Source organism: Marinoscillum sp. 108 (assembly GCF_902506655.1).
Classification (GTDB): Bacteria; Bacteroidota; Bacteroidia; order Cytophagales; family Cyclobacteriaceae; genus Marinoscillum; species Marinoscillum luteum.
In genome coordinates this window covers 1,104,446-1,125,612 of record NZ_LR734808.1, presented here as the reverse complement: position 1 = coordinate 1,125,612, position 21,167 = coordinate 1,104,446, and the positions used below count along the sequence as shown (strand labels likewise).

Sequence of the window (21,167 nt, the reverse complement as noted above, 5' to 3'; positions counted from 1 at the left end):
CTAACTTAAGAATTCTGGTGCAATGTTAATCAAGGGATTTCTGACCTCAAACTTATGTCTCTCTTCATTAATGCGTTTCTGTCTTAAATAGTTTTATTGAGGACAAATACCGGGAAATTCTTGTTGGTTATCTTTAAGGTCTCCTTTGTACTGATGTTATGATTTATCTGTGGTTTCATTTGCTTCTTTATGCCGCACCCGTGGTGATCGCTCCTGGTACGCACGAGCTGCAATTGAAGATCAGGGACATAGAGTTTTACGAAGACCGGTTTACCACACTCACCTTTGAGGATGTGTCTGCGACAGATTTTCAAACCAAGTTCAACAAGAACCTGAATTTTACCCCTCAGGATTACAACACAGGATCTGCATACTGGATGAAGATCAAATTGGTCATCCCTGAAGGGGAAACCAACTACCTGCTGGAATTTTTTGATCAGACCATCGATACACTGCAGGTGTATTTGAGCCATGAGGGGAAGCCTTTTAAAGAATATGTCATGGGTGATATGCTTCCTTTTAAGGAGAAACCCATGGCCCACAAGAACTTTGAAATTCAACTGACCGGATCGGGTGAGTATCTGCTGTATTTCCGGGTGGTGAGTCATGAGTATGCAGACATTAGGGTGGGCATCAGAAGCTACAATCGGTTTGTGGAATATGCGCTTGCAGAGTATTATCTCTACGGTATTTTTTATGGTATGATTCTGATCATCTCTCTTTATAATATGCTGATCTATTCGGCCATGAGGGAGATTAAGTACTTGTACTACACCTTTTATATCATCAGTGTGGGGGTGTTTGCCATGAGTGTGGATGGGGTTGGGTATCAATACCTGTGGCGCAATAGTCCTGAATGGAATCAGGTGGCTCACGGGGTTTCTCTGTTTGCCATTATTTTCTGGGCGATCCTGTTCTCCAAGAAATTTTTGAGCCTCAAAATCAGGGCCCCAAAAATCAATACCTTATTGAATGTGGTATTTGGTTTGAGAATTCTTCTTTTCGGCTATGCGCTCTTTTTCGATCATAGCATATTTCAGAATCGAAACATCGAATTGATTCCCCTGATCATCATTTTCGCAGGAAGTATCTCTGTATTCAACAGAGGGTATAAGCCGGCCCGCTTTTTCATTGTTGCTTTTGGAGTTCTCTTTCTTGGGTTTATCCTGAAGGCCATGCTGATGCTTTCCTTTATCCCATTCACCACCCTGACTTATTATAGCCTTCATATATGTTTTGTTTTTGAGATGCTCTTCCTCTCGTTTGCATTGAGCGATCGGGTGAGGATTTTGAAAGAAAATCGGGACCGGGCGCATAAGCGAATCATTTTGCAGCACGAGGAGAATGCAAAACTGAAAGATCGTATGAATGCTCAGCTGGAGTCGTTGGTGGAGCAACGTACTGCAGAGCTGAAGGAGAAAAACACGCTGCTCTCTCAGCAAAAAGTGGAGATCTCCGAAATCAATTCCCTACTGGATCTGGATAACTGGAGACTTAGAAATAACATTAAGTCCATACAGATGGAGCGTCTTCAAAACAAGGAACTCACTTATAGGGAATTTATTGAAGTCTTTTCTGACAAGAACGATTGCCTGAGGGCCTTGAGTAATCTCAAATGGAGAAGCCACTATAGCTGTGCCAGGTGTAACAACACGGTATACAGTGAGGGATCGGCCCCATTTAGCAGAAGGTGTTCTAAATGCGGTTATCAGGAGTCGCCCACCACCAAAACGCTATTTCATGGGATCAAATTTCCCCTGGAGAAGGCCTTCTACATCCTTTACGATAGTTTCAATAAAGACCAATACTCACTGGTAGAATTTGCCGAGATGCTGGAATTGAGAAGAAACACCATTTCAGATTTCAAAAAGCGAATTAAGGCACTGACTGAAGAAGAAAAGCGCACCCTTCATGAAATTTTCAAAAACCTTGAGGATTTTGTTTCTAGTCAAAAATAATTATTGGATTAAATAAAGATTTTTTTTGGTGGGTTATGATTGTGATCGAAACGATCTTTGGATTTGTAAAAATTGTTTTTGATTTTTTATCAAAATATTTTTAATGTGATTCAAGCGATACGCTACTCGTTTTTTGTGATTGATATTTTCCGTTAATTATTGTATTATTCATGGATGTGAAAATGATAATTTTTTTGAAATAGCTAGAAAAACCTCTAAAGTTGCATAGATGCAATCGTTATCTCATTGACAACTTTATAATATGAGGCAGTTTACTAAGCTATTTATTATCATTATCGCAATGGTTTCTGCATCCAGCTATACGGATGCACAGGATTTTAAAATTAGTGGGACACTCCTGGATTCTGAGACCAAAGAAGCGCTGATCGGAGCCACGATCATTGAGAAGGGGACCACCAATGGTACCGTAACGGATTTGGAGGGTAATTATCAATTGATGGTCTCCGGTTCGGAGGCTGTTTTGGTTTTTACCTATTTGGGTTATTCATCCAAAGAAGTGCGGGTGAATAACCAAAGCGTCATTAACGCTACATTGGATATAGATTTTTCTGAACTGGAAGAAGTGGTAGTGATGGGTTATGGATCGGTCCGCAAGAGTGACCTCACGGGAGCAGTGGCCTCAGTGAAGGGCGAGGATTTACTCAAAGTGCCCAATGCCAGCCCGGTTCAGGCCCTTCAGGGAAAGGTATCGGGACTTCAGGTATTGAGTCCCAGTGGAGATCCTGGAGCCACTCCGGTGGTTAGACTGAGAGGGGTAACTACCCTCAACAACAACAACCCCCTCTTTGTGGTGGATGGTGTGATTATAGAGAAAGGGGTTTCTGATAACAGCGGCTCCGGTACACCGTTGGATTTCTTGAATGCCAATGATATCGAGTCAGTAGAGGTGCTGAAGGATGCTTCGGCTACCGCCATTTTTGGTTCGAGGGGTAGCAATGGGGTGATCATCATTACCACCAAGCGGGGAGCGCAAGGTGCTCCGAGAATTAACTTTAACGCTGAGCTGGGTTGGCAGGTGGTTGCCAATAAAATTGATTTGATGAATGGTAAGGAGTTTGGTCAGTATGTCAATGACATTGACTTAACCGAGCCAGGCCCATATAACGTAGATCAGCTCTCCTCTACCGACTGGCAAGATGAGATTTACAATGACTATGCACCCATTCAGTCCTATTCATTCTCTTTTGGGGGAGCTAGTGAAAAGGTAGATTATTACTTCGGACTGGGCTATTTCGGACAAGAGGGCATTTTGCCCAAATCAGGATTAGAACGAATCACTACCAAGATCAATACCAACTACGAGATCGCCAAGAACTTAGATATTGGGTTGAGCCTCTCAGTAGCACTCAAAGAAAAGCAAAACAGTCCTGGAGTTGTGAATACGGCACTTCGGGCCTGGCCGATTGATGCGCCCTATACCACTGACCCAGCGACAGGGGAGAAAATTTTTGCCGAAGTTCAGGGTGGGGGAAATGCCCTGGCGGCAATTGAATACACCAACAACGTCAATAAGAGTATAGAAAGTGTAGGAAACGTTTTTGCCCAGTATGCTTTTCTGGATGGCTTCTCGGTGAAGTCCAGTTTACAGTTTTCACTGGGAATGAGCAAAAACAAGAGTTTCACACCCGAGTATTTCGTAGCTCCCTTGCAGCAAAATGAAACAAGCGATATTTCACAGAGCTACAATGACAACAGTTTTGTGCTTTGGGAAAACACCATTTCCTATGTAAAAGAAATAGGTGTTCACCGATTCAATACCGTGGCTGGTTATACCACTCAGCGAGTGAAATCTGAATTCCTATCGGGTTCTGCCCAGAATCTCCTTCGTGATGGGGAATCCTTCTGGTACATCGATGCGTCAGATGGCGACCCATTGCTTCAGGATGTGTCTAACAACGCCTCTCATTCTGCCATTCAGTCCTACTTGTTTAGGTTCAATTATAGTTTGATGAATAAGTATTTATTCACCGCCACGTATAGGAGAGATGGTTCTTCTAAGTTTGGCCCTAACAACCGATATGGAGTATTCCCATCGTTGGCACTCGGCTGGAATTTATCAGAAGAGGCCTTTTTTCCCGATGTGAGTTTTCTGGGTAACGTGAAGCTTCGAGCGAGCTGGGGGATTGTAGGGAATGATAAGATCAGCTATGATGCCCAGTTTCCGCAGATTGATCAGTCATTCGGGGCTGTATTTGGTCAAAATGAACAGTATGTGGCAGGGGCCGCGTATGCGACCGGAGGCAATCCCAACCTGAAATGGGAAGAGACCGAACAGTTTGACATAGGGTTAAATTTTGACATGTTTAACGGTCGGTTGGTTTCCGAAATGGATTATTATGTAAAGACGACCAATGACATTCTGGTTAACCTGGAACCTATAGGCTATACAGGACTCGGAGCTTTCCAACAGATCGTGTATAATGTGGCTTCTGTTGAAAACAAGGGATTTGAGTTTAGTCTGAACTGGCAGGATGATATCGGCAACTTCAACTATAAGCTTGGCTTTTTGGGATCGACTGTGAAAAATACGGTGCTGGAGCTTGGACAAGACATTGGCGTAGATTCACTAATAGTGGCAGGTGACTTGGGCAATGGCCAGCAGGTGTCCAGAACTGCCGTGGGGCAGCCCATTGGTTTTTTCTATGGATATGATGCGATTGGCGTATTCCAGACACAGCAGCAGGTAGATGCTACACCTCATCTTTTTGGGCAGACGGTCGGTGATTTGATCTACCGGGATGCCAATGAAGATGGTATACTGGATGGCGATGATCGGATCATGCTCGGAAATTCAATACCCGGATTGGTTTATGGATTCAATACGGAAGTAGGATACAAAGGCTTTAGGGTTGGCCTTGACTTTCAGGGGCAGACAGGGGTAGATATCTACAATGGCAAGCAAGCCGTGAGGTTTTCGCTGCTGAACTATGAAGCCAGGTTTTTGGATCACTGGACTCCTTCCAACCCTTCCAATGAAAATTTCAGAGCTGTTTCGGGCGGAACCAATTATACACCTTCCAATTATTTCATAGAAGATGGCTCTTACCTGCGCCTGCGAACGGTCACTTTGTCTTACAGTTTCCAGCAGGCCGTTTTGAATAGTGTGGGCGCACAGTCACTCAAAGTGTACGTTCGTGGCACCAATCTTTTCACCAAGACACAATTCAGCGGATATTCTCCCGATTTGGGTGCATCCAGCGCTCTGGATGGGGTCATAGACAAGGGGGTTTATCCCATTACCAAAGTATATAGTGTGGGACTGAATTTAACTTTTTAAGCGATGAAATCTTTAAAATATACATTCATAGGTCTTGTTTTCTTCTTTTCTGCGTGTGAAGAAAATCTGGAAAAACCTTTGCTGGGGAGTCTGACTGCAGGCACTTTTCCCCAGTCAGAATCTGATGCCATACTGGCGGTAAACGGAGTATACAACTCCCTCCGGGTTTGGAACATCCATACCGGTGGTTTTCCTCTGCTGGATATCATGAGCGATCAGATGATCAAGGGAAGTAATCCTGGAGATGGTACCGCCATCGCTCCGTATGATAACTTCAGCCATACGGCCACAGAGGGCTCAGGTGACAGATGGTATAAAACACTTTATCAGGCAATCCGCAGAGCCAATCTTGTGATCAATGAGGTGCCCAATGCGGAAATCGTGATGGATGAGGAACTCCGGGTGCGAATAGTAGCAGAGGCCAGATTTTTAAGGGGATATTTTTATTCTCAGCTGGTTCAGGGTTTTGGGGCAGTACCTCTGGTATTGGTGACGGATCCGGCATTGGACCTGACCAAGACCTCAGCAGAGGAGATTTTCAACCAGGTGATTTATCCTGACCTTTTGCATGCAGCAGAGTTTCTCCCTGAAAAATCTGAATACTCCGCAGATGAAGCCGGCCGTGCAACAAAGGGAGCAGCCAAGGCCCTACTGGCCAGACTTTACCTGTTCAATGGTGACTTTGTAAATGCCGAGAAATATGCATTAGAAGTTATTGCCTCTGCCCAGTATGAGTTGGAGCCAAACTTTGCCGATGCCTTTAGTTATGATCATGAGTTTGGCGTGGAGTCGATCTTTGAGATTGGGGCGTTGCCTTTTCCATTTGATCAGGGTGGCAATCAGTATGGTAATACCATGGGGATTCGTGGTACGCCTAATCGTGGTTGGGGATTTGGCAGACCTGCCTACCCCTGGATCCTGATGATGCAAGCCAACAACGACCCAAGGATGGATGCCAGTATTATTTTCCTGGGTGAAGTGCTGGATGGTGTGGAGACTGGCGGAGACGCATCTACCCCTGACACCACCAGAGTAGATGGAGATATTGTAGAGATAGAAGTGTACAACCAGAAGATCTGGCATCCCGGACCGGGCACCAATGAGTCTTTTGGTCATAATAAGCGAATTATTCGATATGCTGACGTGCTGTTGATGGCGGCTGAAGCGCTCAATGAGAACAATAAGCCTGCGGAAGCGCTTGTTTATCTCAATGAGGTTCGTGAGCGGGCCAGGGGTGGTAACGCTGGCATTCTGCCGGATATCACCGTGACCGACCAGGCAGCTCTTCGGTTGGCCATAGAAAATGAAAGAAACTATGAGTTGGCGTTTGAGGGGTTGAGATTTTGGGACCTGGTGCGTACCAATAGGGCAGAGACCGTTCTGGGACCTCTTGGTTTTGTAAAGGATAAGAATGAACTCTTTCCTATCCCCCAGTCTGAGGTGGATATTTCAGAAGGAAGGATCTCCCAGAATAAAGGCTATTAAGAGCATTCAATAACAAGTAAATAGAAGTAAAAGAGGATTATTAAACCTAAAATGAAGTAAGTATGAAAACAATGAAGTTATTATTGGTGCTGGCGCTAATGGCCAGTGCGATGGTTTTTATCAGCTGTGGCGATGACGAAGGTCCGGGTGCCCTGGCCCTGGTGAGTGTGTCTGCCACTGGTACTGATGTGCTATCAGGTGAAGCGACCAGCGTGGATTTGAATGGTGCCACTTCGGCAAGTGGAGTACCGGTAGATTTAGTAGTTACCCTTACTTTCTCTAAGGAAGTGGACGCGGCTACAGTGAGTGCTACTTCAGTTTCTATCAGCGGTGTGACTGCCGATGTAACAGCGAGCGGAGCTACAGTTACGCTTACTGCCACAGAAGAATTAGCCAGAGGAACAGATTATACCCTTTCGATTGGTGCTATCGTGGCGTCTGATGGGGGTGAGTTTGTAGCCACCAGCAGATCGTTTTCTACCGGTGGTGTAGCCGAGGTAACTCCGCCAAATGCGGACGCTCAGGTAGCATACTGGAAGTTTGATGGCGATGATACCGACGAAATGGGTGCTTTCAATGCCGATAGCCGTACCAAAATTACTTATGTAACGGATAGATTCGGACAGGCAGAAAGTACGGCTTCTTTCGATGGAGACGAGAGTTTGATCCAGGTGCCTGGTGCGGATGCACTGATGGATACTGATGACTTTACCCTGAGTTTTTGGATTAAGTCTGACGGATCTGATGTGAATGACAATGATGAAACCCGCGGACAGTTTGTAATGGGTTTAGGCGCGTGGAATGGCTTCCAGTTCGAGATCTTTGGAAACTACAGCGGATGTAAACTGGCTTCTACCTATGCACTAGCTGGAGGAACCACTGGTGTTCAGGATTTGTGGTGGTCTACCACTGGTAACCTCGGATGGCAGGGATGGACTTTCGATCAGGATGTTTCTGCATCAGGGGGTCTTGCCGCAATCATTAAAGACAAGTGGGCCCATGTAATCGTGAGCTACGATGCAGCAACCAAAATTGGTGCGATTTACATCAACGGTGAGTTGAGAAAAAGCCAGGATTTCAATCTTTATGGAGAGACTCATGCCCTGTACAATGCAGTAGGAGTGGCCTACAATGGCAATGATGCTCCAGGTAATAAACTTGCATTTGGCTTTATTCAGGGTAGCGAAAACAGAGTGGTTACAGATGATTGGGCAAACCCTGTTGGTTTCCCGGACAACAATCACTTCAAAGGACAAATGGATGACGTGCGCGTATTCCATGCATCTTTCTCTGCTACTCAGGCAGCTGAGCTTTACAATGCAGAAAAGCCTTAATTAGGTTAGTGGTTACATAGTGGTTGAGTCAGGAGTCGTTCTCATAGGCTCCTGACTCTTTTTCTTTTAATTTAATTCTTATCTGGCTCCTTCAGGAGCATTTTACTGACCCATGGATTCATTAGGAATCATAAAAGTATTTCAGATCATGATACAAAAAGGTATGCATGTCGTCGCGCCTATTATATTGGTTGTCCTTTTTGTTTTTAGTCTGGCTGGTTGCGGAGACGACTCCACAGGGGGTGTCACACCTGCCACTATGCAATTGACTGCTTTGCGGATTGGGACCAGTAATTTGCTGGCAAACCCTGAGGCACCTCAGCCTGTAGATAAGAGCATCATTCTCAGTTTTTCTCATACTCTCAGTGAGAGCACCGTTTCTTCCAGTATTACCCTCACCGATGAAAATGACCAGGCCGTCGAGCTGGCATTTTCGCTACTGGACAGTGATAAAACCATTTCTATCACTCATTCTGAAGAGTTGGCCATCAACTCCACTTATACCCTTAGTATTTCCAAAGACATTAAAGGCGCCGAAGGTGAGACGTTTCAAGGTTTTCAGGTAACCTTCCTCACTGAGAACCCACCCATGGTATTATCGAGCGTCACCATTGATGGGGTATCCCCCGATCAAAATCAAAGAATTATTAACATCAGTCGTCTGCCAGTTTTTCAGCTGACGTTTTCTGATCCGCTGGACCTGGAAGAGCTAAAAGACAACATTAACCTGTCAGGTGGTAGCATTCCGGCGACATTCAATGTCACCAATGGTGCATCCGACAGCACGTTTACCATGACCGTTACTGAAAACCTGGAGGGTTATGAGCGGTATTCACTCTTCATATCTTCTGCACTCACCTCCATTTCAGGTAAAAAATTTGAGAGCTACCAGCTTCCGTTTTATACTGAACTCGATTCATCGCTGAAATTCCCCGAGATTTCAGACGAAGCCCTGCTCACCAAGGTACAGGAGCAGACCTTCAAGTATTTCTGGGACTTTGGTCACCCGGTGAGTGGTTTGGCTCGGGAACGAAATACGAGTGGCGAAACGGTCACTTCCGGCGGATCTGGTTTTGGTTTGATGGGCATCATCGTGGGAATAGAACGTGGTTTCATTACCAGAGAAGAAGGAGTGGCTCGCCTGAATAAGATCATCACCTTTCTGGATGAAGAATCTGACCGGTTTCATGGTGCCTGGTCACATTGGCTGAATGGCACCTCAGGAAAAGTAATCCGTTTTAGTAGCGACGATGATGGGGGAGATCTGGTAGAAACCTCTTTTATGGTGCAGGGCTTGCTTACCGTAAGACAATATTTGGACAGCATCCACCCGGAAGAAGCAGACCTGATCGCACGGATCAATTCCCTGTGGGAAGGGGTGGAATGGGATTGGTACACGCAAGATGGACAGGATGTCCTGTACTGGCACTGGTCTCCCAATGTGGGGTGGCAGAAGAATCACAAAATTTCCGGATGGAACGAAGCCCTCATGGTTTATGTGCTGGCGGCAGCTTCACCCACACATCCCATCGATCAGGAGGTATACACTGCAGGCTGGGCCCGCAACGGTGCCATGGTGAATAGCTCGGGAGCGTCCTATTATGGGTATCAGATGGACCTGAGGTCAGATAAAGGTGGCCCTCTTTTCTTTGCCCATTATTCCTTTCTGGGATTGGATCCGAGAAACCTCATGGATCAATATGCTAACTATTGGAATCAGAATGTGAACCACACGCTGATCAACAGGGCCTACTGCATGGCCAACCCTAAACGCTTTGTTGGCTACTCTGCACAAAGCTGGGGACTTACCGCCAGCGACAACCACGAAGGATATAACGCACATTCTCCAGATAATGACCTGGGAGTGATCACACCCACGGCAGCCATTTCTTCCATCCCATATACACCAGAGGAGTCCATGGAAGCCATGAGGCACTTTTATTATATACTGGGCGATAAGCTATGGGGCGAATATGGATTCTACGATGCTTTCAATATTTCAGAAGGCTGGACAGCCTCCTCCTATATCGCCATTGATCAGGGACCTATTTTGGTGATGATCGAAAATCATCGAACGGGATTGCTCTGGAACCTCTTTATGTCTGCACCTGAGGTGCAAAGCGGACTTGATAAACTTGGATTTAGCTATGAATAATTTGTTTAAAATAGGGACACTCATAGTACTGGTAATTATGAGTGCATGCAGCTCTAAACAGAAGGAGCAGACAGCTACCACATTGATACGGGAGGACTCCCTTTTGGATAAAGTGCAATATCAGACTTTTCAGTACTTCTGGGATGGTGCTGAGCCCAATTCAGGGCTTGCCCGGGAGCGTGTCCACATGGACGGTATTTACCCAAGCAACGATGAAAATGTAGTTACCTCTGGAGGATCCGGATTTGGTGTTATGGCCATATTGGTGGGCATAGAGCGTGGGTTTATTGAGCGGGAGGAAGCAGTCCGCAGGTATGAGCGAATTCTCGACTTTCTGGAAACGGCAGATCGCTACCACGGAGTGTACCCGCACTGGTGGTATGGAGATACCGGCAAAACCAAGGCCTTCAGCAAAAAGGATGACGGTGGAGATTTGGTGGAGACCGCCTTCCTGATACAAGGACTACTGGCGGTGAGGCAGTATTTCAAAGATGGCAACGAAAAAGAAAGAGCAATAGCAGAGCGCATCGATACCATTTGGAAGGAGGTAGAGTGGGATTGGCATACCAAAGGTGGTGAGCATGTTCTTTACTGGCACTGGTCACCCAACTATGGTTGGGACATGAACTTTCCTGTGGGAGGGTATAATGAAGCACTCATCATGTATGTGTTGGCAGCGTCTTCACCTACACACCCTGTGACTCCAGAAGTGTATCACAAGGGCTGGGCCCTTGACGGTAACATAGAATCAAATGAAACTTATTACGGGTACGACCTGGTGCTCAATCACTATGAGCATGATGAAAGTAAGGTGGGACCACTGTTTTGGGCGCACTACTCTTATCTGGGGTTGGATCCCAGAGGTCTTAAGGATAAGTATGGGGAGTATTGGGCACTCAATCAGAATCATGCAAAAATCCACTATGCATATTGCCTTGAGAACCCAGAGCAGTATGAAGGTTACGGTGAAAACTGTTGGGGGATGACTTCCAGCTATTCCATGAAAGGGTATGCCGGGCATAGGCCGGGGGCAGATTTAGGGGTAATTTCCCCAACAGCTGCATTGTCATCCTTTCCTTATACTCCCAAAGAGAGTATGCAGATGCTGAAGTTTTTATATGCGCCGCAGCGAGATACGCTAGTGGGAAAATATGGTCCTTATGATGCCTTTAGTTTTAGCGCCGACTGGTACTTGCCGCGGTACCTGGCCATTGATCAGGGACCAATCCCGGTCATGATCGAGAACTACAGGAGTGGCTTGCTGTGGGATCTGTTTATGTCCGCACCTGAGGTACAAAATGGCCTGAAGAAATTGGGCTTTGAGTATGAAAAATAGACACACACTTTTACATCAAAAGATAACATTGGACATGAGGAATCTATTAGTGATTGGGATAATGATGATATCGCTGTTTTTGGGCAGTTGCTCTGCGCCTGATCCGATACAAGCGGGTGAGCCCTATGAGGCTCAGATAGACTCTCTTTTAAATCTTATGACCATAGAGGAGAAGATAGGGCAGCTCAATCTTCCGGGGGCTGGTGACATCAGCACAGGTTTGGCTTCCAATACGGGGATAGTGCCAAAGATCAAAGCTGGCCAGGTAGGAGGATTATTTAATATCAGCGGTGTAGAAAAAATCAGAGCTACCCAGCAAATAGCTGTAGAGGAGAGCCGTCTTAAAATCCCGTTGATTTTTGGTATGGATGTGATCCATGGCTACAAAACAGTTTTCCCCATTCCCCTGGGACTATCATGCGTTTGGGATATGGAACTCATCGAGCTGTCTACCAGAATCGCCGCACAGGAGGCCACAGCAGATGGTATTTCATGGACCTTTTCTCCGATGGTAGATATCTGTCGTGACCCGCGCTGGGGCAGGATATCCGAAGGTGTGGGTGAAGACCCTTACCTGGCATCCCTGATGGCAGGGGCCATGGTACGCGGATATCAGGGTGATGATCTTACTGCTTACAACACCATGATGGCTTGTGTCAAACATTTTGCGCTATACGGTGCCATTGAAGCAGGCCGGGACTACAACACCGTGGATATGAGTCGGGTGCGAATGTACAATGAGTATTTCCCTCCTTACAAAGCAGCTATCGATGCAGGAGTTGGTAGCGTTATGGCTTCTTTCAATGAAATAGATGGTATCCCTGCTACAGGTAATCGCTGGCTGATGACAGAAGTGCTCCGTGAACAGTGGGGTTTCGATGGTTTCTCAGTGACCGATTATACAGGAATCAATGAGATGATAGACCATGGTATGGGTGATTTGCAGACGGTATCTGCTCTGGCTTTGAATGCCGGAATAGACATGGATATGGTAGGAGAGGGCTTTTTGACCACACTCAAAAAATCACTGGAAGAAGGAGCTATCACGGAAGCACAAATCGACGCGGCTTGTCGCAGAATCCTGCGAGCGAAATTTGAGCTGGGCCTTTTTGAAGACCCTTATCGGTACTGTGACATTCAACGATCAGAGAAGGAAATTTACACGGCCGATAAGAGACAGGCAGCGAGGAAGATTGCAGCTCAATCGTTGGTTCTTTTGAAAAATGAAGACAATGTGTTGCCCCTAAAGAAGGGCGGAACCATTGCCCTGATAGGACCTTTGGCCAATAATAAAGAGAACATGACTGGCACCTGGAGTGTGGCAGCAGATTTCACCAAGTCCATTTCACTTCTGGAAGGAATGAAAGCAGTGGGTGGAGCTCATACAAATATTCTATATGCAAAGGGCGCGAATGTCTATGAGGAGGCAGACCTGGAAGCCAGGGTGAGTATTTTCGGTAAGCCTACCTACAGGGATGAGCGCTCTGCCGACGCACTCATTAAGGAAGCGCTGGCTGTAGCCCAAAAGTCAGAGGTGATCGTAGCCTTATTGGGTGAATCAGCTGAGATGTCAGGAGAGAGCTCCAGTAGATCAGATATTTCAATTCCCCAAAGTCAACAGAACCTCCTGAAGGCACTTCTGAAAACGGGCAAACCAGTGGTACTTGTACTGCAAAGTGGCCGGCCGCTTGCCATCAAATGGGAGTCAGAAAGTGTTCCTGCTATTCTCAATACATGGTTTGCAGGAAGTGAAGGTGGTTTGGCCATCGCTGATGTGCTTTTTGGTGAGGTGAACCCATCGGGTAAATTGAGCACTACATTCCCTCAAAATATCGGACAGGTGCCTATCTACTACAACCATAAGAACACCGGCCGACCCCTGGCGGAGGGTCAGTGGTTTCAGAAGTTTCGGTCCAATTACCTGGATGTGAGCAATGAGCCTTTATATCCTTTCGGCTTTGGGTTGAGTTATTCCACCTTCGAATTTGGTGATATGACCCTGTCTCACCAGGAACTCAAGGGAGCAGAGGTTCTTCGGGTATCTGTGCCAGTCACCAATGAAAGTGATGTGGATGGTAAGGAAGTGGTGCAATTATACATCAGAGATGTGGTGGGAAGCATCACCCGTCCGGTACAGGAGTTAAAAGGTTTTCAGAAGGTTTTGATAGCAGCAGGAGAGACAGTCACCGTGACTTTTGAGGTAACTAATGAAGACTTGAAGTTCTACAACTCAGATTTGGAGTTTGACTGGAAATCTGGTGAATTTGAAATCATGGTAGGCGCCAACTCAAGAGATGTGCAGAGACAAAAGGTAAATTGGACGAAATAAATTAATTAAGAAATTCCCATAGTTGTTACTTCTTCACACTTCAAAAAATCCCACCATTCAGAAACATTGACCCATTCGCTTTTAAGGTGTCAGACTTCTGGGAATAAGTCTTATGCCGGCGTTTATGAAAATTTTCTGATGGTGGGTGTTTTTTTATGCTAAAATGAACATGAAATGAAGAAAGTTTTAAGCCTTGTATTACTGATCATTATCGCTTCAGCATGCAGCCAAAAAGAGCAATCCTATACACAGCCTGACCTTTCGGATCGTAAGAACGTGGTGTTTATTCTCAGTGATGACCACCGCTATGACTTCATGGGATTCATGGGGAAAGTTCCATTTCTGGAAACGCCTAATATGGACCGAATGGCCACTGAAGGAGTACATGTGCAAAATGCCTTTGTGAGTACCTCCCTGTGTTCACCCAGCCGTGCAAGTATCCTCAGCGGTCAGTATGCACATAATCATAAGGTGGTAGATAACCAGTCGCTCATTCCTGAGGGCACAGTGTTTTTCCCAGAATACCTCCAGAAGGAAGCCGGTTATCAGACAGGCTTCATTGGCAAATGGCACATGGGCGAGCACCATTCTGGTCAGCGGCCCGGGTTTGACTTTTGGGCGAGTTTCAAGGGACAGGGTGTATATTATAATCCTACCATCAATTTCAATGGTACAGATGAGGTACACGGGGACTCAGCCTATGTCACAGATGTGTTGACCAACTATGCCATTGATTTCATTAGTAACCGGGATAAAGAAAAACCCTTTTTTCTCTACCTATCACATAAAGGGGTGCATGCCGATTTCCAACCAGCTAAGAGACACCTTGGTAAATATGAAGAGGAGCCGGTAGCATACCCGCCCACCATGTTTCCTCCCGGCCATGAGCGAAGCACCGTTTCGGCCGATCAATACAACTATGATGATCTACCCAACTGGGCAAAAGCTCAGCGCAATAGCTGGCACGGTGTGGATTACATGTATCATGGGCAAATCAATTTTGAGGACTTTTACCGGCGCTATTGTGAAACGCTGCTTTCTGTGGATGAAAGTATCGGTACCGTACTCGACTACCTCGAGAGCGAAGATTTACTGGAAAATACCGTGGTGATCTACATGGGCGATAATGGTTTTTCGTTTGGCGAACACGGGCTCATAGACAAGCGCCAGGCTTACGAAGAATCCATGCGAGTGCCGATGCTGGCCATGGGAGGCGGTATCCCGGCGGCCTCCAGGGTGAGTGAGGTGGTTCAAAACGTGGATGTGGGCCCCACCGTAATGGACCTGGCCGGACTGGGAGTCAAAGCGCATATGGACGGGAGCTCCTTTAAAAAGCTCCTTTATCAGGAATCTATACCCTGGCGTGACACGGTCTACTATGAATACTTTTGGGAGCGCCCTTTTCCTCAGACGCCTACGGTTCATGCCGTTCGCACGTCAAAGTATAAGTTTATTCGTTACCACGGAGTTTGGGATATCAACGAATTATACGATATTGAAAATGATCCGAATGAAATGAATAATCTGATCAGGAATGATGATTACAGAAAAGTGGCTGAGGAGTTGAGATCGGCACTTTTTGCCTGGTTGTCTGAAACCGGTGGTGAATCCATGCCGCTGAAGCCTGATCATGGACGACGATTTGACCACATATACAGAGATACCTATTGACCTATGAAATATTTTCTTGCATCCTTTCTGCTTATGACGGTTTGTTTTCTCGAGGCACAGTCATTCGAAAGGAATACGGTCGTTTATGAAGACACGCTTGGCATGGATCTGTATACGCCAAAGGATGTAGCAGCGCCTCGCCCTTTGCTGATCTACGTGCACGGTGGTGGGTTCTCGGGAGGAAAGCGCGATGAGTCAGGTCACCTGGCTTTTTGTGAGCGCTATGCTTCAAAGGGTTGGGTTACGGCCACTATTTCTTATCACCTCACCATGAAAGGCAAGTCCTTCAGCTGCGATCAGCCCGTGCAGAATAAAATCAGCACCATATTTGAGGCGGCACGAAACATCCACCAGGCAGTGGCTTATCTGATTGACCGCAAAGAGGAATTGGGTATCGATGCCTCCAGAGTCGTGATTATTGGGAGCAGTGCCGGAGCAGAAGCAGCAATCCACGCGACCTATTGGAATGAAACCATGGCTGGCATCCTACCATCCAATTTTAAGTATGGTGGCGTGATCAGTATGGCCGGTGCGCTTTTGGATGCCCGGTGGATCACTAAAGAGAACGCCATTCCCACGGCTTTTTTTCATGGTACCTGTGACAATCTGGTGCCTTACGCCAATGCACCACACCACTATTGTGATGCAGAACAGACCGGATTTATGATGCTTTCGGGTTCGTATACCCTGGCCGAACGCTTGCGTTCGCTTGACCAGCAGTATTATCTCATGACAGATTGTGGTGGTGGACATGAGTGGGCGGGCAAGCCCATACAGGATGGGTACATATCAATAATTGATGATTTTCTGGAGAACGATGTGCTGGACGCTCGCCATCGTCAAACTCACATCATCTATCATGAGGGGAAGCGATCCTGTGATTCAGAATTGTCTTTCTGTTCTGAATAAGCCCTGCGGAATAGGCCGTTTCGTTTCAGAGTAAAGCCTTAGATTTGTGCTTTGAAAAATCACTCTGATACTGCGAAGATTAACCTATGATCAGTCCAGCTACCATCGATGAGATAAAAAACCGCATGGATATCGTGGACGTGGTGGGTGATTACCTTACCCTGAAGCGATCAGGAAGCAGTTACAAGGCCCTGAGTCCATTCACCAATGAGAAGACAGCATCTTTTTATGTGGTGCCCTCCAAAGGTATTTTCAAAGATTTTAGCAGTGGCAAAGGCGGGGATTGTATCACCTTTGTCATGGAAGTGGATGGTCTTTCATACCTGGAAGCACTGAAATACCTCGCTAAGAAGTACGGTGTAGAAATCATAGAGGAGGAGCAGAGCGACGAAGCCCAGGAGGCTCAAAACAAGAGAGACAGTCTTTATATCCTACTCAATTTCGCCAAGGAATCCTTTCAGGAACTATTGTGGGAGAGTGAGGAAGGCAAATCGATAGGCCTTAGCTACTTCAAAGAGCGGGGATTTACAGATGAATCCATTAAGGATTTTGAACTGGGCTATACCCTCAGTGAGTGGGATCACTTGCTGAAAGCTGCTACGGCAAAAGGATACCGCCAGGAGCTGCTTGAAGAGGCCGGTCTTATTGTGGTGAAGGAGGAGGGAAAGGTTTATGACAGGTTTAGAAATCGGGTCATTTTCCCCATTCACAATGTGTCCGGCAAAGTGGTGGCATTCGGTGCCCGAATGCTGGGCAAGGATAAGAAACAGCCCAAGTACATCAACTCTCCGGAGACAGAGCTCTACAATAAAAGCCGGATTCTCTATGGTCTGTTTCAGGCTAAGCAGGACATCCGAAAAGAAGATAACGTTTACCTGGTAGAAGGCTATACGGATGTCATTTCCATGCACCAGACGGGCATCAAAAATGTAGTGTCTTCCTCAGGTACAGCCCTCACTGAGGAGCAGATCAAACTCCTGAAACGATACACAGAAAACGTGACCGTGATCTTCGATGGTGATGCCGCAGGGATCAAAGCTTCCATCAGAGGGATTGATATGTTGCTGGAGGGTGGGCTCAACGTGCGGGCGGTTGCACTACCTGAAGGAGAAGATCCGGACAGCTATGCCAAGCAGTTGGGTACCAGTGCTTTTAGTCACTACATTGAAAGTGAATCTCAAGATATTATTCGCTTCAAAACAAAACTGTTTTTGGCAGATGCCAAAGATGATCCGGTTAAAAAAGCCGGGTTGATCAAAGACATTGTAAGATCCATCACCAAGATAGACGACCCGGTGAAACGGACGGTCTACCTGAAGGAATGCAGTGATTTGCTAGGTATTTCGGAGGCAGTATTGGTGGCCGAGCAAAATAAGATCCTTATCCAGCAAAACAGGGACAAGGGCAAAGCCGGCTATCAGCCTGGTGAAAATCTGACTCCACAAGACCTGCTGGTGGCCCAACCAGAAGAGCCGGAGGAGCTCGATATCATGAAGGTCATAGAGCTTCAGGAGAAAGAGAGTATCCGGGTTTTGGTGAATTATGGAAAGAGTCATATCACCAATCACGAGCTGGTGGATGAGGACCTGATCTCATACTTTCTTTCAGAGATTGAGGAAATACAGTTTACCAATCCGGTGTACAAAAGCATCCTTGATATTTTCAAGGAGAAGCTTCTGGAGGGAGTGATCATTGATGGGGATTACCTCATACAGCACGGCTCTGAAGAGATCAAGCGGGAGGTGGTCAACCTGATGACCTCAAAGCATGAGGTGAGCGAGAACTGGGAGAAGAAATTTCAGATATATATTCCAAAAGAGGAGGAACAATTGAAGGATGTTACCTATTCTAATATCCTGAGGCTGAAGTTTAGAATTGTGCAGCACCTGATAGAGGAGGAAAACAGAAAGCTAAAGGAAACGACGAATGAAGATGACATTGATATCCTGCTGGATGAAATCAACGGGCTTAAAAAAATAGAAATGAGCCTGGCGGAATTTCTGGGGAACGTCACAGTAAAATAACTTGTATTAAGATAGACTGAAAATAAATAGGAATGAGTAGAGCGCAACTTCTTGACCCAATAAAAGAAGCAATAGAAGCCATCAGGAATGGCGAAATTATCATCGTGGTGGATGATGAAGATCGTGAAAATGAAGGCGATTTCATCTGTGCCGCAGAGAAGGTTACCCCCGAAATTATCAACTTCATGTCCAAAGAGGGACGAGGATTGATCTGTGTGCCTTTGCTGGAAAAGCGATGTGAAGAACTAGGTTTGGACCTAATGGTAGGTAAGAACACAGCGGTGCATGAAACCCCCTTCACCGTATCAGTGGACCTGATCGGACATGGTACCACCACTGGCATCAGCACCTCCGATCGGTCAAAGACCATTCAGGCACTTGTTCATGAGGACACCAAACCTGAGGATCTTGGTAGGCCTGGCCATATTTTTCCATTGAAAGCCAAAGAGGGTGGGGTGCTAAGAAGAACAGGACATACGGAAGCCGCCATTGATTTCTCCAGGTTGGCTGGACTTCACCCATCAGGTGTACTGGTGGAGATTCTTAAGGAGGACGGCACCATGGCACGGTTACCTGATTTGAGGGTTATCGCTGATAAATTCAACCTGAAACTTGTGTCCATCAGAGATCTGATTGCTTACCGCATGGAGCATGAGTCCCTGGTGGAAGAAGAAATTGCAGTAGACATGCCCACCGAGCATGGTATGTTTCGCCTGAAGGCTTTCAAGCAAAAGAACACCAATGAGACCCATCTGGCGCTCTATAAAGGTGAGTGGGAAGAGAATGAGCCTGTACTGGTGAGGGTGCATTCTTCCTGTGTGACGGGTGATATTTTCGGGTCTTACCGGTGTGACTGTGGCAATCAACTGCACAGTGCTATGCAGATGGTGGAGAAAGCCGGCAAAGGCGTGGTGCTCTACATGAATCAGGAAGGCCGTGGGATAGGTCTTTTGAATAAGCTGAAAGCCTATAAGCTACAGGAAGAAGGGCTGGATACAGTGGAGGCCAACGAGAAGTTAGGCTTTCATATGGATCAGCGGGATTACGGTGTAGGTGCGCAGATTTTGAGGAAAATGGGAGTGACCAAACTTAAGCTCATTACAAATAATCCAAAAAAACGCATCGGCCTAATGGGTTATGGTCTGGAAATTGTTGAGAACGTAGCTATAGAGGTTGTTCCAAATATCCACAATCAAAAATACCTTGAAACCAAGCGGGATAAAATGGGACACGAGATTCTGAAAAAATAATTGTAGATGAGGAGACTATTTTTATTCATGATCTTCTGTGCTGCAGGTTTCTTAAGCCATGCGCAGGAGTTTTCGTCGGAGGTGTGGCATGACGGTTACCTGATCACCACGGAAGATGATACCGTTCGGGGGTTGATCAAATATGACATGGAAGCCAACATTGTGCAGTTAATTCAGGGCAATGTGGTGAAGACCTTCAGCAGTCATAAGATTTTCTATTTTGAGATTTATGACAAATTAGTGGATAACTACCGGCAGTTCTACTCCATACCTTATAATGTCAATTACAACTATGAGATTCCGATCATCTTTGAGGTGTTGTATGAGGGGCCGCTCTCTTTGCTTTCCAGAGAGGCCATTGTACAGGAAAGTGTCTCCAATAGCTCTGCCTATTGGGGTGGGTCATTTATTCAGGATAAGGTGCATTATACTTTCTATTTCCTCCATAAGGATGGGAAGATAGATATCTACCTGGGTAAGAAAAGTGATTTGATGAATATCATGTCCAAGCACTCCTCGGAAGTGAAGAGCTTCATTAAGAAAAACAGGTTGAAAACGGATGAGTTGAGAGACCTCATTCGCATCACGGCCTTTTACAACGCTATATAAAAACCAACGCATGTCGAAACCACTTATACTCGTCTCCAACGACGATGGTATTACCTCTAATGGAATTAAGAAATTAGTAAGCCTGATGGCTCAGATCGGCGATGTGCTGGTGGTGGCACCGGACAGCCCTCAGTCGGGGATGGGTCATGCGATCACTGTGGGGGATACGCTTCGACTTACCGAAAACAGGTTGTTTGGAGATCAGATTCCGGCATATGAATGCAGCGGCACTCCGGCAGACTGTGTGAAGTTGGCCAAACATCATTTACTGAAAGATAGAAAGCCTGACTTAGTGGTGAGTGGCATCAATCATGGAAGCAATACCTCCATCAGTGTGCTTTATTCTGGTACCATGAGCGCGGCCATAGAGGCGGCTATTGAAGGTACACCAGCTATTGGGTTTTCGCTCTGCGACTATGATACTGACGCTGAGATGAATCATGTGGATGAATACATCCTCAAGATAGCTCGTGAGGCCCTGACGAAGGGAATTCCGAAAGGGATAGCGCTGAACGTGAATATACCTGCACACCAAAACCAGAAAATTAGAGGGATCAAGGTTTGTCGTCAGGCCAATGCCAGATGGGAAGAAGAGTTCGATCAGCGGGTAGACCCCCACGGGAGAAAGTACTTTTGGATGATCGGAAACTTCGTAAATCATGACAAAGGGGAGGACAATGACGAATGGGCGATTGCCAACAATTACATTTCCTTGGTTCCCTGTCAGTTTGACCTCACAGGTCATCATGCCATTCGCTTGCTCAATGACGAGTGGGATATCTGATTGATCGTCTGGAGTATTTAGGTGG

The 21,167-nt window shown here is 46.2% G+C and carries 13 protein-coding genes; all 13 read left to right on the top strand.

Annotated elements, in window-relative coordinates:
• Positions 1–158: 158 nt before the first annotated feature.
• Entirely contained in the window at positions 159–1,958 is a 1,800-nt protein-coding gene (locus GV030_RS04655; RefSeq protein WP_159580258.1) for a 7TM diverse intracellular signaling domain-containing protein, read from the top strand.
• Positions 1,959–2,220: 262 nt separating this feature from the next.
• The gene (locus GV030_RS04650) at positions 2,221–5,256 is read left to right on the top strand and encodes a TonB-dependent receptor (protein WP_159580256.1); all 3,036 of its coding nucleotides are present in this window, start codon (positions 2,221–2,223) and stop codon (positions 5,254–5,256) included.
• Positions 5,257–5,259: 3 nt separating this feature from the next.
• Complete coding sequence (locus GV030_RS04645) at positions 5,260–6,741, top strand: RagB/SusD family nutrient uptake outer membrane protein (RefSeq protein ID WP_159580254.1); 1,482 nt, start codon at positions 5,260–5,262, stop codon at positions 6,739–6,741.
• 62 nt (positions 6,742–6,803) lie between these two features.
• Positions 6,804–8,075: a LamG-like jellyroll fold domain-containing protein gene (locus GV030_RS04640; protein WP_159580252.1), complete on the top strand. Its 1,272-nt coding sequence runs from the start codon at positions 6,804–6,806 to the stop codon at positions 8,073–8,075.
• Between the two features lie 148 nt (positions 8,076–8,223).
• Complete coding sequence (locus GV030_RS04635) at positions 8,224–10,230, top strand: glucoamylase family protein (protein ID WP_255465106.1); 2,007 nt, start codon at positions 8,224–8,226, stop codon at positions 10,228–10,230.
• Positions 10,223–11,566 carry a glucoamylase family protein gene (locus GV030_RS04630; protein ID WP_159580250.1) on the top strand — a complete coding sequence of 448 codons (1,344 nt, stop codon included), beginning with the start codon at positions 10,223–10,225 and terminating at the stop codon, positions 11,564–11,566. Before GV030_RS04635 ends, GV030_RS04630 begins: the two co-directional genes overlap by 8 nt.
• Before the next feature lie 34 nt (positions 11,567–11,600).
• A complete protein-coding gene (gene bglX / locus GV030_RS04625) occupies positions 11,601–13,895 on the top strand; it encodes a beta-glucosidase BglX (RefSeq protein WP_159580248.1) in 2,295 nt (764 codons plus the stop codon).
• A gap of 174 nt (positions 13,896–14,069) precedes the next feature.
• Positions 14,070–15,566, top strand: a complete 1,497-nt coding sequence (locus tag GV030_RS04620; protein WP_159580246.1) for a sulfatase — start codon at positions 14,070–14,072, stop codon at positions 15,564–15,566.
• 3 nt (positions 15,567–15,569) lie between these two features.
• Entirely contained in the window at positions 15,570–16,475 is a 906-nt protein-coding gene (locus GV030_RS04615; protein ID WP_159580244.1) for an alpha/beta hydrolase, read from the top strand.
• A gap of 86 nt (positions 16,476–16,561) precedes the next feature.
• Complete coding sequence (dnaG, locus tag GV030_RS04610; protein ID WP_159580242.1) at positions 16,562–18,499, top strand: DNA primase; 1,938 nt, start codon at positions 16,562–16,564, stop codon at positions 18,497–18,499.
• A 32-nt stretch (positions 18,500–18,531) separates the two neighbouring features.
• Positions 18,532–19,749: a bifunctional 3,4-dihydroxy-2-butanone-4-phosphate synthase/GTP cyclohydrolase II gene (locus GV030_RS04605; protein ID WP_159580240.1), complete on the top strand. Its 1,218-nt coding sequence runs from the start codon at positions 18,532–18,534 to the stop codon at positions 19,747–19,749.
• A 6-nt stretch (positions 19,750–19,755) separates the two neighbouring features.
• A complete protein-coding gene (locus GV030_RS04600; protein WP_159580239.1) occupies positions 19,756–20,358 on the top strand; it encodes a hypothetical protein in 603 nt (200 codons plus the stop codon).
• Positions 20,359–20,368: 10 nt separating this feature from the next.
• A complete protein-coding gene (gene surE, locus GV030_RS04595; RefSeq protein ID WP_159580238.1) occupies positions 20,369–21,142 on the top strand; it encodes a 5'/3'-nucleotidase SurE in 774 nt (257 codons plus the stop codon).
• The last annotated feature ends 25 nt before the right edge of the window (positions 21,143–21,167 follow it).